Source organism: Tatumella terrea, assembly GCF_039523755.1.
GTDB classification, from domain to species: domain Bacteria; phylum Pseudomonadota; class Gammaproteobacteria; order Enterobacterales; family Enterobacteriaceae; genus Tatumella; species Tatumella terrea.
Map to the genome: position 1 here is coordinate 1 of NZ_BAAAFX010000014.1, position 15,216 is coordinate 15,216.

The window sequence follows — 15,216 nt, forward strand, 5'->3', positions numbered from 1 at the left end:
GCTGGGCTGGGCTGGGCTGGGCTGGGCTGGGCTGGGCTGGGCTGGGCTGGGCTGGGCTGGGCTGGGCTGGGCTGGGCTGGGCTGGGCTGGGCTGGGCTGGGCTGGGCTGGGGATGATCGCCATTTTCATATACCACAGGGAACATTATTCACGTCAGGTGACGGTGTCAGATAGTACAGCGGGATATTCGGGGGCAACCGCCGGGGCCGCCCTTTACTGTAATGCTAAAAAAAAACGGGCCTGAAATCCCAGGCCCGTCTGTCTGTAACAAGGTTTATTGCAGATTAATCAGAATCAATCTCGCTCAGATCGCCCTGAATTGCCTGAGCGTTCGGGTTAACTTCCGGTTTCAACTTACCGCCATTGGCCAGGAAGTCATACCGCTGGAAGTAAGCATTGCGGATAAAGGCATAAGGATCGCTCTGTTGTTTCAGCATGCCATCGGAATCCAGCAATTCGGCACGGGTTTCAATGCCTTCCAGCACCCATTTGCCTGCCGACATCCAGATAGTCAGAAAGCTGAGAGGCGGATACAGCGCATCGACCATATCCCCGCCGTCCTGACGCAACGTAAAGCTGCCATAACCCGGTAACTCGACATACGGGCCATAACCTACCCCGTAGTGACCCAGCGTAGTACCAAAGCCTTGCTCGTGCTCACGCGCCAGCGCAGGGTTTGCTTTACCGGCCACATCGATAAGTCCGCCCAGCCCCAGTGTTGAGTTCAGGAAGAAGCGGGTAAAGTGGATAGCCGCACGATGCACATCCCCTTCAAGCAAATAGTTCACCATGCTGGAAGGCTCATCCAGATTGCTTAATGCATTACTGATCCCGTTTCGCGCAGGTACCGGTACATAGTTCCGCCATGCAACCGCCACCGGACGTACGATATACGGGTCCAGCACGTTATAGTTCAGATTGAACATTGTACGGTTAAAACTTTCCAGCGGATCACTGTGATGTGCTGAACCGCCCCCTGTCGCCTGCGGAGCGGAGGCTTGTGCAACCGGCTGCGAAACCTGCTGTGCTTCAGGCTTTATCACCTGCTTATTTTTTTCAGTGTCCGGATGACTCCCGGCACACCCTACCAGCAGTAAACTGGCCACCCCCAGAATGGTCAGGCGGTAATGCATGCTGATCTCCCTGTGCAATGATCTGAAAGACCATCAGGGTTGCTGCTGGTTAATCTCAACAGCGACCGTCTGATGACCGTTATACGGTAATTTACCAGTCTGGCCATACCAGTCGCCCGATTGCGGATCCGCACTTCCGTCACGGGAAATCCGCACTCTCACCTGAATATTGTGCTGTGCTGATAGTAAACGTTCCTGAACCATTGCGTTACTGTCATCCAGAGTCACAGTCAACGGAAAATGGCTCAGCGGGATACGTTTCACTGCCACCGGGACCGGAGATACACCATCGGTCACTGAAATATACAATATTCCGTTCGGGGTTAACATTTTTTCTGCAGTCGGTGCAATCGCCACATTAAGCGTCAGTTTACTGCTCTGTTGTCCGGCATTGGTGCGAGCAAGCTCGATTCCCTGCTCTACCGCATTAGCTTCTTTGGAGTTTGCCGGCAGTAATGGCAGCATTTTTTGCCAATAACCGATCGCCGTATCGTAATTTTGCTGGGTATAGTTTACCGCCGCCAGCAAACTTAAAATGCGTAAATTATTTGGCTCGGCGGTCAGCATAGTACTGAGCATCACCTGAGCCTGGCGGTTATCCTGAGGATCCTGAGAACGCACCAATACGCTGGCATAATCCAGTTTCAGTTCATTGTTATCCGGTGCCAGTTTCAGTGCCCGCTGGAAAGCCTGACTGGAAAGCGGTGTATTATTCAGCACCATCCCCAACCGGCCCAGCATCGCCCAGTCATTAATATTATCAGGGTGCGACTGCAGGGACGTTCTCAGCCCGACCTCAAACTCTTCCAGTTCCTGAACATTCAGCGCTTTATCCTGCGGATTCATTAACTGAGCACGTAACTTCGGATACTGTGCGTTGATCTGATCCCATGCCAGTACCTGAGCCAGTCCTCCGGTTTTCAGATACATGCCCAGGGTCACCAGTACCAGAATAATCAGCCCCGGCCAGAGCACCCAGCGGCCGGAATGACGGCGGGTAACCGTCTGTTGTTGTGGAATATCCGTCAGCAGCGTTTGCTGTAACTCGATAATCATTTCCTGCTTTTCGGCAACAACACCCTGCTGCTCATCTTCATCCAGTTCATTCAGACGCTGACGGTAAAACGTTTTATTGAGCTGATCGCGCTGAGTGCTGGTGTCTTTCCCGGAACGCCAGCCACTGGTCAGAACCAGCGCACATGCCGCCAGCAAAAGTATAAAAATGCTTAACCATAACGCGCTCATAACGGCTTCCTGTCATCGTCCAGTAACGCAGCCAGTCTTTGCTGTTCAGCTTCATCAAGCTCGCTGCGCGTATTTTTTCTTCTGCTACGTAGGATGATCAACGCAGCACCTGCAATAATAAAACACGCCGGACCGACCCAAAGAATAATGGTTGACGGGGTGACCGGCGGCTCATAGGTGACAAAGTTACCGTAGCGGGCCACCATGTAACCGATAATCTGCTGGCGGCTCTGCCCCTGTTGCAACATCTCATAAACCTTCTGCCGCATGTCTGCCGCAATCATCGCGCCGGAATCCGCAATGCTGTTGTTCTGACATTTCGGACAACGCAAAGACTCGGTCAGAGAGCGATACTGTTCTTCCTGGGCCTGTGACTTAAATTGATAAGTATCAATGGCAGCCCAGAGACTAAAGCTGGTCATCATAGCCGCCATGAAAAGTATCAGTTTTTTCATCGATTATTTCTCCGCTGACTGGCTGTACTTATTCCACAGCGGTTGGATCTGCTGCTGCCAGACCTGAGCATCCACATTCCCTGCATGGCGGTAACGGATAATGCCTTTACCGTCGATCAGGAAAGTTTCCGGCGCGCCGTACACACCCAGATCCAGTCCCAGCATGCCGTCGCCATCGTACAGACTGAGCGAATAGGGGTTACCCAGGGTATTCAGCCAGTTAACCGCCTTAACCCGATCATCTTTATAGTTCAGGCCGACGATGCGGATACCTTTTTCGGCCAGCGTATTCAGATACTGATGCTCTGCGCGACAGGTCGGGCACCAGGTTGCCCACACGTTTAATAACAGAGGTTTGCCGTTCAGTAACGCGGTCTGGTCATAGTATTTGCCGGGATTTTGCAGGGATTCCAGTTTAAACACCGGCATCGGTTTACCCACCAACGCCGATTCCAGCAGGGTAGGATCATCCCCGTGGGCATTACGGTTGAGTTGCCAGAGTAAGGCGGCGGCCAGCAATAAAAACAATACCAGCGGGATAAACAGTATTTTCTTATTCATCAGTGCTGCTCCTCCCGGGACTGATGTTTTTTACGGGAACGGTAACGGGGATCCAGCAGGCACAGCACCCCTCCGACAGCCATAAAGACACCGCCAAACCAGATCCAGCGAACAAAAGGTTTGTAGTAAATGCGTACTGCCCAGGAACCATCACCAATCTCTTCACCCAGCGCAGCATAGAGATCGCAGGCAAAACCACCGCTGATAGCGGCTTCGGTCATCATGGTATGCGCCACCGGATAATAGCGTTTTTCCGCATGCAGCACAGCAACCGGCTTACCTTTATGCGTAACATCAATGATCGCCTGGCCGCCCGAATAGTTCGGACCGGTCAGACGCTGTACATCACGGAAAATAAAATGATAGTTATGAATATCGATGTTATCGCCGGGTTTCATCCGGACATCACGCTCCACACTGTATTGGGTGCTAAAGGCGATACCGATAACCGTGACCGCCACGCCCAGGTGTCCCAGCACCATGCCCCAGTGACTGCGTGACAGATGTAACAGGCCACGGAAAAAGCGGTGCCGGTGGGTAGCACGTTCATGCAACTCCATCAGCGTCAGTAAAATCACCCAGACAGACATCAGCAGCCCCACCACGGCCATCGCTTCAATGCGGTCCTGCAGGATCAGCGGTAATGCTATTGAGCAGATCAGGGTGACCACCACGGCAACGAGCAGGCGTTTAACCAGTTTTTTCGGCTCATCCCGACGCCAGCGCACCAGCGGCCCTATCCCCAGCATCAGTGCAAAAGGCGCCATGATCCAGGTAAACAGGGTATTAAAGAATGGCTCACCAATAGAAATGCTGCCCAGACCAAGTTCTTTATGAACCAGAGGTAGCAGTGTACCCAGTAACACCACCAGCATGGCGGCAATCAGCAATACGTTATTCCCCAGCAGAAAGGATTCCCGTGACCAGGCCTCGTTCTGCACCCGGCTGCGCACCTGTCCGCCACGCACGGCGTAGAGCAACAGTGAACTGCCGATGACAATCACCAGGAAAATCAGAATAAAAATACCGCGGGAGGGGTCGGACGCAAAAGAGTGCACAGAAACCAGTACCCCTGAACGTACCAGGAACGTCCCGAGCAGGCTCAGTGAAAAGGCTGTGATCGCCAGCAGCACGGTCCAGGATTTAAAGGTTCCGCGTTTTTCAGTGACGGCCAGGGAGTGAATCAATGCCGTACCTGCCAGCCAGGGCATCAGCGAGGCATTTTCTACCGGATCCCAGAACCACCAGCCCCCCCAGCCAAGAACGTAGTAGGACCAGGCGGATCCCAGCACAATACCAATGGTCAGGAAGACCCAGGCGGCAGTCGTCCAGGGACGCGACCAGCGCGCCCATGCGGTATCCAGACGCCCGGTCATCAGTGAGGCAATCGCAAAAGCAAAGGCAACGGAGAAACCGACATACCCCATATAGAGTAACGGCGGATGGAAAATCAGGCCGATATCCTGAAGCATCGGGTTAAGGTCACTGCCATCGACCGGGAAGTCAGGCAGAGTGCGAATGAACGGGTTGGACGTCAGAGTAATAAACAGCAGGAAGCCCAGATTAATCATGCCCATCACAGCGAGCACCCTGGCAATCGCGTCCTGCGGCATCCCCCGGCTCAGTAAGGCCACGGCCAGTGTCCAGCCACTGAGCATCAGCAGCCACAACAGTAATGAGCCTTCGTGAGCGCCCCAGGTGGCCGCAATGCGATACCAGACCGGTAGCAGGGTGTTTGAGTTTTCTGCCACATAAGCCACAGAGAAATCATTCACAATGAACGCGTGCACCAGGATCAGGAAGGCCCCGGCAATACAGGCAAACATACCGTAGCTCAGCGGACGGGCCATCCCCATCAGACGACTATCGAGCCGGGCGGCACCCCATAGCGGATAGATACTCAACAGTAATGCCAGACCCAGCGCCAGACATAACAAAAAACTGCCTATTTCAGGGATCATTGTTGCTCACCTTGCATGGTCTGGATATTTAACGCCGGATCGTCAGGATTCTTTTTCATCGCATGGGTAATTTCCGGCGGCGTATACTTCGCATCGTGTTTTGCGAGTACCTGCCGGGCTTTAATCACGTTGCCATCCTCCAGCACCCCCTCGGCCACAATGCCCTGCCCTTCCCGGAAGAGATCCGGAAGAATACCCACATAGGTAACCTCAACGACCCCATTGGCGTCATAGAGTTTGAACTGTACCGCCAGAGTGTTCGGGTCACGTTTAACACTGCCCGGCAGCACGATGCCCCCGATACGTAATTGCTGACCCGGGTGGGGTTTATCCGTATGGTCGGCCCCCCGTCCGTAAAGAATTTCCCCGGGGGTATAGAACAGATCAATGTTAGAACGCAGCGCATACATGACTAACCCGGTGGCCATCCCAAGCCCCACCAGAATTGCCACGACGACCATCAGGCGGCGGCGGCGACGAATGTTCACAGGGAGCCTCCGGCTTTAGCAGCGGTTTTCTTTTGTCGGGCAGCATTGACCCGTCGTTCGCGGGCCTCACGCTGTCTTATCTGTTTTAGTAACAGTGTTCGTTGTACCCGTGTGTGGACGATAAGCGCAGTGAAAGCCAGCAAGGTGAAGAACACTGACAGCCAGACGTAAAAGGCATATCCGCCCATCCGGAAGAAATCAGCCCACGAAGAAAAGGCAGGAGTCATGATTTACGCCCCTTATTAGCAATGACGGAAACCCAGGGACGGTTACGCTCGGTATACAGGATTAAGGTGCGCAGGCGGATTAATGTCAGCGTGATAAAGACCAGCAGATACCCGAGGATAGACCAGCGCAGAGGTGTGCGCATCGGTTGTGCAATATCCTGCTGCAGGAAGCCGGACGACCCCTGATGTAAGGTATTCCACCACTGAACAGAATAATGAATGACAGGCAGGTTAACGACCCCGACCAGAATGAGAATTCCGGCGGCCCGTCCGGCTACACGACGATCATCGAATGCATTATACAGGGTAATAACACCCATATAGATGAAGAGCAGCACCAGCTCAGACGTCAGACGGGCATCCCATATCCACCAGGTGCCCCACATCGGTTTACCCCACGCAGAACCGGTGACCAGCGCAATAAAGGTGAAAACAGCCCCCACCGGCGCCATCGCCGCGGCAACCAGATCAGACATCTTCATCTGCCAGACCAGACCGATAAAAGCGGCAATCGCCATGGAGGCATATACCCCCATCGACCACATTGCTGCCGGTACATGAAGATACATAATCCGGTAACTGTCGCCCTGCTGATAATCTGCAGGCGCATAGCCAAAGCCCCAGATCCAGCCCAGTAACAGAGTGATTGTCGCCACCAGTGCAAACCAGGGAATAAACCTGCCGCACAGATGATAAAGCCTTTCCGGCCTTGCCAGCTGATGTAACCATTTCCACATTTTCGTATTGCTCACTAATATTTACTAAAAGCGGCACAACACGCAGCTTATTGCAGACTGATCCGTAATGCTGCGGCTGTGGCAAAAGGTGCCAGCGTAATACTGGCGATTAGCATTGCGCCTAATATGGCCAGATAGCCCCCGATGGAGACACCCTGGCTGGCAGCATCAATGGCTGCACTTGAAAAAATCAGTACCGGGACGGCCAGCGGCAGAACCAGTAAACTTAGCAGTACCCCGCCCCGTCTTAATCCGACGGTCAGCCCGACCCCGATGGCCCCCAGAAAACTTAAAATCGGCGTTCCCAGTAGCAACGTCAGTGCCAGTCCACACCAGCCGGAAAAACTCAGTGACAGCAGCAAAGAGGCCAGTGGCGATAAAATAATTAGCGGTACACCGGTCACCAGCCAATGTGCGATCACTTTCCCCAACACAGTCAGAGGTAACGGCGCAGGTAATAACACCAGCTGTTCCAGTGAGCCGTCCAGGAAGTCATCACGGAACAACCGTTCCAGCGCCAGTAATGACGAAAGTAAGGCGGCCACCCAGACAACTCCCGGGGCTATCCTGGCCAGTAACGCAGACTCCGGACCGATCCCCAACGGAAACAGTGTGATCACGATCAGAAAAAACCATAGCGGATTAATAAGTTCCGAACTGTTGCGAAACGCTACTTTTAATTCCCGACGAATCATACTCACCAGCATGGCGCGTTCCCTTCCGCCAGCAAGCGTATTTTCCTGACCGGTATCTCCCGGGAAGGTAAATCCTGATGCGTAGTCAGAATAACGGATCCCCCCTGCCGGGCATGCACTGAGAATTGTGACATTATTTTTTCAACCCCTGCTTTATCGATAGCCGTCAGCGGCTCATCAAGGATCCAAAGCGGAGCCTCTGTCAACCATAGCCTGGCCAGCGCTACCCTGCGCTGTTGCCCGGCGGAGAGCTGCGAGACCGGCGCATCCTCATAACCCGTAAGTTCTACTTCTTCTAATGCATGAAATATTTGCTGATGACTGCAGGCTGGGTGAAAAAAGCGCAGATTTTCCAGTGCCGAGAGAACCCCTTTAATTCCCGGCAGATGGCCCAGATAAATCATTTGCCGGTGCCAGATATCACGCTGGGCGGCTATCGGAGTGCCTTCCCAGAGAATGTCTCCGGATTCAGCATGGCTCAGGCCCGACAGCAGGCGTAGTAACGAGGTTTTACCCGCACCATTCGGCCCCTCAATCTGAACAATATCGCCACGTTCCACGTTGAACGAGAGCTGCTCAAAAAGCACCCGTTCATCACGAACGCAGGTCAGTTTTTTGGCTTCCAGCATGCAGAATCTATTCGCTTTAACATTAAGAAAGCCGAACTATAGCATAAGGAAATCGGCTGCCGAATGGTGAAAATGGTCACGGTTCCATAAAAAAGCTCTGACGGACACTTTTCCGCCCAAAAAACAGACAATGATAAAATTTTGTTACGTTTATTTTTAAAACCCCGGCGGTGTAACGGGAAAAACACCGATTTCTGTAACAGCTGAGTTCCTCCTCCGGTGACCGTCACAACGCCGGAAAACCCGCTATTTTTAAGATAATTTGACACCTGCATGGCCTGATTCTCTTTCCCTCCCGACCGTTAACCGTACTAATAAATCACATCCACCCCGCATAAAATCAACATTGAAATAACAACAGTGGCAACCTGTAAATTACCGCAAAGACTCCCCTGATTTATTGAGAAAAAAGACTAAACTTAGCGGGTACAGATCCGTTAATTGACCGCCGGAGGGCAGAATGCAGAGTCCTGAAACACAGCGTATGCGAGCCAAAGAAGTCGACAGTGATGAAAAAAGTAATGAAGATGAAATCACCACCGCCGAAGAAGAACTACCCTCCTCCGCTGTCGCTATTCATGAAACGATCCGCCAGAGCGGTGAAAAAGAGCTGGAAAGAGACAGTATGGCATTACTGCTTTCTGCGGTTACTGCCGGATTATCGATGGGGACATCCCTGTTGGTAAAAGGGTTATTACAGGTGCACACGGAAGGTATGCCTGGCAGTTTTCTGCTCGAGAACTTTGGGTATTGTGTTGGCTTTATTATCGTCATCCTCGCGCATCAGCAACTCTTCACTGAGAACACCATCACGGCCGTATTGCCGGTGATGCATAAGCCGGTAAAAGGAAATATTCTGCTACTGCTGCGGCTTTGGGGGATCGTATTAGTGGGGAATTTTATCGGTACTGCGCTGATTGCACTCGCCTTTAATCATATGCCGGTTTTTGACGACACACTGCAACAGACCTTTGTCCATTTGAGCGAAACGGCTGTCAGACACGATGCTCTGCAGATGTTCTGTGGTGCGCTGATCTCGGGCTGGCTGATTGCGACCATGGTATGGATGTTTCCGCACGCCGGATCCGCAAAAGTCTTTGTGATCATAATGATCACCTGGATTATGTCGCTGGCCGGGTTGTCGCATATCGTCGTCGGTTCGGTAGAAGCTTTTTACCTGGTCTTCAATGGCCATATGAGCTGGGCTGAATTTTTCTGGCCGTTTGCCCTTCCTACTCTGCTCGGTAACATTACCGGCGGAACGTTTATTTTCGCCCTGCTCAGCCATGTGCAAATCCGCAATGACATGAGTGAACTGAATAAGCAGCATAAATGATTGTCCTGCCGGGGCCGGCTTACGGCCCCGGCCTTTCTTTATGTAACGGCATCCCCCCGCCCTTCGGGCTACCGTAGTTTCCCCGTTACAATACCGCGCCGGCCTTCCAACCCGGAACCCATTGTTCCTGCCCACTGCAGACGCGGAGATAATGTCTGCTGCAGGCCGCCGGACGGTTCAGGGAAGTCACAGACGGGATCGTACAGGAGAACCTTCAGCCCGTGCTTAACTGTCCGATGGTAAATTAAAGCTATCCCTCAGTTATTAAATATAAAAAATTCATCTGATACAGTCAGGTATCACCCCCTCAATGTCATGAATACTGGCTTACGATGCGTTGAATGACTAAGCCTGACCTGCCCCCTTAAGTTAAGAGACCGGTTCGGAACCGGGATGAAAATGATCTGACAAGGTCTGTGGCGTTAATGATGAATCATAGACAAAGATGATGGGTCGTAAACCGGGGGTAAGAGTGATAGCCACCGCCGGAACATTAACCTGTGAGGCAGCGCGTATGATGCAGCCTGATGGGTGTATTCGCTCTGATTAGCGCCCGCGGATATCGTATTTCCCCTCCAGGACCAGAAAGCCGTGACTCTTCAACTCGTCCAGAGAGATAGGTTCTCTGCTCACGGGAAGAAAAAAGCCATGCCCCTTAAGGAAAAGTAATATCTTAGGTTCCTCACCTGATCTCTTTACCCTGTAAAAACCTGTTTCCATAGAATGACTCTTCTGACCCTAAAACATTAATAAAATTAACATCAATAAATTATGTTTTCTTGATCCTGATCAATATATTCCTTCCGGACATGAAACTAAAAGTTAATTCCTTTAATAATCATCCGGATATACTTATCTCCCGCACGATAAATTGATAAGTTCTGGCGGGAAAACACTGTATTTTTAATAACTGAAACTTATTTTTACCTTAACCGCTATCCGTATCAGCCAGGAGTAAGGAAGCATCATGACACATAATAAGAATTGTCACACCCTGTAAAAATCCGGCCAATACCCGAGAATAATCGCTCATTGCCTGAGAGTAATAATATTTTCTTCAATAAAGACAACAGTCTGCGATTAACACTCCCTGTCATCGAATGAAAAATAAAAATACCTATACTAAAATATTTACTCTGTGATAGTGTAATTTTCGTAATCATTAATTCAGGAGGTATTACCATGCATGAGATGAGAAATATTGTCATCACTGGCGGGACAAAGGGTCTGGGCTATGTTTATGCGACACATCTTTCCAAAATACCTGAGTACCGGATCATTATTACCGGAAGAAGCAAGACTCCTCCCGCAGAAATAGAGCCTCTGCTGGGACCTGCATTCCATTATCGTTGTCTGGATGTGGCGAACGAACAGGAAATCATCCCCTTCTTTCTCAATATAAAAAAAGATTTCGGCCATCCTGATGTATTACTAAATAACGCGGGGGTATGGGGGCCGGTCGGAAAGTTCAATACCAATGCTATCGATGAATGGGTCGATGCATTAACGATTAATCTTTCCGGCGTGGTGAGATGTGCACATGCCGCAATAAACATTATGGAACCAGACCGGCACAGCGTTATCATTAATATGGTCAGTAACGCCGGCGCTTACCGTTGGCCTACCTGTTCCTCTTACTCAGTATCCAAGGCAGCGGTCATTAAATTTACCGAGAATATAGCCATCGAATTAAAGAAAAATAATATCTCTGTCTATTCATTCCATCCGGGCCTGGTTCACTCAACGGGGATGGTCATCGACTTATTCAGTCATCCTCCGGAAGAGCAAGGTGCGACCAGAAACGCTATGGAGTGGATTATTAAGGAGAAAGAACGCGGAAATACCGTCAGCGTTGAGGCAGGTATTCCCAATATTGAAAAGTTATGTAGCGGAAAATATGACTGTCTGAGTGGCCTTTATATGACAGAAGCCGATGATCTGGATACGATGTGCTCAGATATAAGAAAAATAAGAAAGCAAGATCTGTATCAGTTACGTATTAATAAATAATCCATCAGCTAAGCACAAGACGACACCAGGGAAGTAAAGAATAAAAAACCGCTAAAAAAGATAAAACCGATTTTAACTATGTAATACATTTAATCAGCGTGCCGGGGTCCCTCCCACAAACTAATATACTAACAGTTATCACCGGAAATACTCCCCGGAACACGGCTTGTCTGATTGTTAACGTTCAGTCCCGGGAATAAAAACTCCCGCCCATCCCGCTGGAATATATTAGTAAATTCCATAGTCTGTCCGCTATTTCAGGGCGCCTGACTTCATTTTGGTTACACAGTCCATGACTCACGGGAATGTTCACCCACCCTATGATTTTATCACTCTCTGCTATCGAGGGTTCTTTGCACTAAGATAATTACTGTATAAAGGGCACGCTCACCCTCTGATACCGGATCCTCACTTCACCCCTCCAAACCATCAATAATTATTATGAATAATTTTTTAAGGTAATCAGCTTAATTTTGACTCATCCGGTGAAATGAGCCTGTAAACCGGCCTTCGTCATTCCCGGACCGCTTGACACGCAAGACCCTTCCACAGAGAGCGCAACACATATGCCCTCCGGAACAGACAATATCACCGGCAGATTATTGAAAGTATCTGCTTGTAAAAACCTCATAGTTTACGGTAACATACAACCATATCATCATTCCGCTCCGCCGGAAACTTTGCGTCTCCTTAGTTAAATGGATATAGTTAGCGAAATCGTTAACCTCATGATTTAATTAAATAAAACAAGACTAAATCATCTCCTGATGTACACAGATATGTACTCACCCGTCAATTTCGATGCGCTTACTCCCGACTGAAGCAAAAAAAACGAATTTATTTTTTCGGCATCTTTGAGTCACAAACTCTTCACGAAGTACGTCACCACTCCGATCACCCTGGCATCGTCCAGTGCGTCACCTTCGATAATTCCACCGTCAGTAATAAACCGGCCGGCACCCACCGTGGCGAATACCTTCTGACCGGACACCTCCAGCAAGACGACCTTCCCCATCTTCACCCGTAATCCAGGTTCAGCCACAGCGTAACCTTCATCCGTCGGGATGATGATTGAGGATGCGGTGATCCCCATCACTGACTCAGGGGTTAACCGTGTTTCGACGTAATCTGCTGCGGGGGATGGGAAGGCCATGTGAGTTCTCCGATGTTTTATCGGAGGTTAGGTCATAATCAGGCGGCCAGATAGCTTTTAAGTGCTGACTCAGCGACATCAAGAGGGTTTCCGGTGCCCGGGTAATCAAATTTAAAAGGGTACAAACTGGCCCCCGGCGTATCTCCCACGGAGGTCTTAAACTGAGCTATCCCCGTCTTACCGTCAAAATAAGACAGACTGACGGCTTCGTATGTCACGTCTACTTTGTCTGACCCAGAGGAGATGCTGATGCCAAGCTGGTTATAGAGAGAGGTTTTATCTAACGTGGTCGATGCGGTGAATGACATATGCTTTCCTTTGTTTAGGATGTTGTGATCTGAGTTGCCGTGATGGCATAAGGTACGCCATCAATGTACAGAACAAGGTTTCGGGTCACGCCGGATGATGATTCACCGGAAATAAGGTCAAGGGTGGCCGCGCCTGCGACTAAACGCCCGTCACTCGCGATACCCAACCCTCCTCGTCGGACGTTCCCGGATGAATCTTGCTGCCAACCGGCCCGATTTAACCATGAGGTCATAGGGGTTCTTGCATCAGATGGGGGGTCTTCCTTGGTCACATCACCGAACCACAATGTTGCACTTAAGTTTGTGTTGTTGTACTGAGCTACCACATCCCCGGGCGAACTGACATCTGCCCGCAGTGAGCACATTGCATTGATTCCGACCTTTATCCAGAGCTCAAGGTTATTCCCCCCGCCACCAGTGAAACGAACATCAGTAACCGGACCACCATGATTTGACCAGTTAACATGCTGAGCTGAGCTATCAGATTTTCGCTGAATATTTATCAGGGAATGGCCGCCGTGCTGAGTAGACCATGGGTAAATTGCAGTAGTGTCCCACACGGCCCCGGCATCGCCGGTAACCTTAATCTGCAGTGAACTGCCTATATCCTGGAACCAGAATTTACCGACGTAATACCAGGTTTCAACCGTATTGGAATAAGTATTAATCAGCAGTGGCCCAGCTGCCATGCGCGATGCAACCGTACCATGAGAAGTGAAAATCCCGTGTGGCTCAAGAAAAGACTGACCGGGAAGATATGACGTGTTCCATGCCGTATCAACGTTATACCCGGTCTTCATATATTGAGGCTGTATGTCGGAAGTAATCAGCGTGAAATTTGAATTGCGCAGGTCAAGATATGACACATTTCCTGACGTATCTGTATAGCAGTCCTCGATACAGAAGGTAATCATAGCTATCTGGGAATCTGTCAGGTCTCCAGGATTTGATTTCTCAATCCAGCCATTTTTAATAATCGCCTGGCGTAGCCGTGGAGACTTAAATACCGGTGACGGATAAACATTTTGATAGTTAAAATTCGACCATTCAACGGCCGTCGGGTGGTCCCAGTTACCTGACGCCTGATTATCATAGCCAATCTCGTACAGACCTCCGTAAACACCATCACAATATGTTTCGTCGAAGCGAGTATCGAGTGTGTCTGACAGATTAAATCCAAGTCCGCCTACATTCTTCAAATACCAAAAGCGAATATGAACATTCTGGGGTCCTGATTGTATGTTCTCTAAAAAAGGCTGAACATTACTAGGAGTTGTTCCGGAAATAGTTGCCTGTCCATTGAAATTAAAAAAGGCAATATCACCATCATACGCTTCAATTTTGAAAACCGGCGAAGATGATTTGTCACTGAGAATAGTTAACTGACAATGTTTACCATGGGTAACTTCCGGGCCATGAAGGTTAAATGTATGGTTGTTTCCCGGAATTGAGGCTGTTGTAAAATCAACAGGAGAGGTATAGAAAATTCCTGCCGGAAAAATAATTCCGGGCGCAGCTGCCCCACCCAACCCCTGTGACCATAGGTGCATATTAATGATTGCATCATGGTTATCGAAAATTCCTCCCGGTACGCCGCCAAAATGCAGCACCGTAGCCTCATTCGTGTTACGGCACCGCTGCCACGCCCAGGAGTCAGAAACCTTTGCAGTAAAACCACCGTCATCAGCGTAACTACCGGACACAGCAACGAACTCATCACCGCCAAATGAGGACTGACCATAAGGTGTAATATCCTTATTCCAAGCTGCCAATAGTACTCGCTGTCCTTCATAAGTAGGTACCAGAAGGCGGAGATCAGCGAAGGAAGCTACCTGGCCTATGTATCCAAACCCAGATGATGAGTGAAAGACATTAGGATCAATCATTGATAAGTCAGGCCAGTAAAACTGCTGCACCATATAGCTATCATAGACAGCCATAGAGTAATTCTGAGTTGTGACAAACTTAGCCACCTGTCCGTGATATACAGGATAACCAGCAGCATTAATCACGATTGGCTGAGGAACCTGAACGGTATTACCACACTCATTTTCCACATAAACCGGTATCTGATTCTGCGGAAATGTCGGGTCAGTATCAGGAAGGCCGATAAAGATTTTACCGTTTGAGCATGCTTTGAATGAGCGTGACATGGTGAACGGAGTTACTGGGTTTGACACCATGATGTTATAGCTATTATCAGCCATTATTTTCTCCGGGCGAGTGATGGCCTCGCGGTTAAACGATAATTTATAAATTTCAGGTATAAAAAAACCCG

The 15,216-nt window shown here is 49.9% G+C and carries 15 protein-coding genes; 2 read left to right on the forward strand and 13 right to left on the reverse strand.

Going from position 1 to position 15,216, the window contains the following annotated elements; genetic code table 11:
* Positions 1–284: 284 nt before the first annotated feature.
* Genes mlaA through ccmA form a run of 10 tightly spaced genes read right to left on the reverse strand, consistent with a single transcriptional unit; the run spans position 285 to position 8,131 of the window.
* Positions 285–1,133, reverse strand: a complete 849-nt coding sequence (mlaA, locus tag ABD035_RS10360) for a phospholipid-binding lipoprotein MlaA (protein WP_343869930.1) — start codon at positions 1,131–1,133, stop codon at positions 285–287.
* Between the two features lie 33 nt (positions 1,134–1,166).
* Positions 1,167–2,378, reverse strand: coding sequence for a c-type cytochrome biogenesis protein CcmI (gene ccmI / locus ABD035_RS10365; protein WP_343869932.1), 1,212 nt, complete (start codon positions 2,376–2,378; stop codon positions 1,167–1,169).
* A complete protein-coding gene (locus ABD035_RS10370) occupies positions 2,375–2,833 on the reverse strand; it encodes a cytochrome c-type biogenesis protein (RefSeq protein WP_212713443.1) in 459 nt (152 codons plus the stop codon). The genes ccmI and ABD035_RS10370 overlap by 4 nt, the downstream gene beginning before the upstream one ends.
* A gap of 3 nt (positions 2,834–2,836) precedes the next feature.
* A complete protein-coding gene (locus ABD035_RS10375; RefSeq protein WP_343869937.1) occupies positions 2,837–3,394 on the reverse strand; it encodes a DsbE family thiol:disulfide interchange protein in 558 nt (185 codons plus the stop codon).
* Positions 3,394–5,355, reverse strand: a complete 1,962-nt coding sequence (locus tag ABD035_RS10380; RefSeq protein WP_212713441.1) for a heme lyase CcmF/NrfE family subunit — start codon at positions 5,353–5,355, stop codon at positions 3,394–3,396. The genes ABD035_RS10375 and ABD035_RS10380 overlap by 1 nt, the downstream gene beginning before the upstream one ends.
* Positions 5,352–5,843 carry a cytochrome c maturation protein CcmE gene (gene ccmE, locus ABD035_RS10385; protein ID WP_212713440.1) on the reverse strand — a complete coding sequence of 164 codons (492 nt, stop codon included), beginning with the start codon at positions 5,841–5,843 and terminating at the stop codon, positions 5,352–5,354. The genes ABD035_RS10380 and ccmE overlap by 4 nt, the downstream gene beginning before the upstream one ends.
* Positions 5,840–6,070, reverse strand: coding sequence for a heme exporter protein CcmD (gene ccmD / locus ABD035_RS10390; RefSeq protein ID WP_343869940.1), 231 nt, complete (start codon positions 6,068–6,070; stop codon positions 5,840–5,842). The genes ccmE and ccmD overlap by 4 nt, the downstream gene beginning before the upstream one ends.
* Positions 6,067–6,807 carry a heme ABC transporter permease gene (locus tag ABD035_RS10395; RefSeq protein ID WP_212713461.1) on the reverse strand — a complete coding sequence of 247 codons (741 nt, stop codon included), beginning with the start codon at positions 6,805–6,807 and terminating at the stop codon, positions 6,067–6,069. Before ABD035_RS10395 ends, ccmD begins: the two co-directional genes overlap by 4 nt.
* Positions 6,808–6,854: 47 nt before the next feature.
* Positions 6,855–7,514, reverse strand: a complete 660-nt coding sequence (gene ccmB, locus ABD035_RS10400; RefSeq protein WP_212713438.1) for a heme exporter protein CcmB — start codon at positions 7,512–7,514, stop codon at positions 6,855–6,857.
* Positions 7,505–8,131 (reverse strand): cytochrome c biogenesis heme-transporting ATPase CcmA, encoded by a 627-nt coding sequence (gene ccmA, locus ABD035_RS10405; RefSeq protein ID WP_343869943.1) that lies wholly within the window; start codon positions 8,129–8,131, stop codon positions 7,505–7,507. Before ccmA ends, ccmB begins: the two co-directional genes overlap by 10 nt.
* A gap of 460 nt (positions 8,132–8,591) precedes the next feature.
* On the opposite strand from ccmA, the gene ABD035_RS10410 reads away from it, so the two are divergent.
* Both ABD035_RS10410 and ABD035_RS10415 read left to right on the forward strand, forming a co-directional pair.
* The gene (locus ABD035_RS10410; protein WP_343869945.1) at positions 8,592–9,467 is read left to right on the forward strand and encodes a formate/nitrite transporter family protein; all 876 of its coding nucleotides are present in this window, start codon (positions 8,592–8,594) and stop codon (positions 9,465–9,467) included.
* Between the two features lie 1,182 nt (positions 9,468–10,649).
* Positions 10,650–11,477: an SDR family oxidoreductase gene (locus ABD035_RS10415; protein ID WP_343869947.1), complete on the forward strand. Its 828-nt coding sequence runs from the start codon at positions 10,650–10,652 to the stop codon at positions 11,475–11,477.
* An 859-nt stretch (positions 11,478–12,336) separates the two neighbouring features.
* On the opposite strand, the gene ABD035_RS10420 is transcribed toward ABD035_RS10415, so the two are convergent.
* The 3 genes from ABD035_RS10420 to ABD035_RS10430 are packed head-to-tail and all read right to left on the reverse strand — an operon-like array spanning position 12,337 to position 15,145.
* Positions 12,337–12,630 carry a hypothetical protein gene (locus ABD035_RS10420; RefSeq protein WP_343869949.1) on the reverse strand — a complete coding sequence of 98 codons (294 nt, stop codon included), beginning with the start codon at positions 12,628–12,630 and terminating at the stop codon, positions 12,337–12,339.
* A 38-nt stretch (positions 12,631–12,668) separates the two neighbouring features.
* Positions 12,669–12,938 (reverse strand): hypothetical protein, encoded by a 270-nt coding sequence (locus tag ABD035_RS10425; protein WP_343869951.1) that lies wholly within the window; start codon positions 12,936–12,938, stop codon positions 12,669–12,671.
* A gap of 14 nt (positions 12,939–12,952) precedes the next feature.
* Entirely contained in the window at positions 12,953–15,145 is a 2,193-nt protein-coding gene (locus ABD035_RS10430; protein WP_343869953.1) for a phage tailspike protein, read from the reverse strand.
* Between the last annotated feature and the right edge of the window lie 71 nt (positions 15,146–15,216).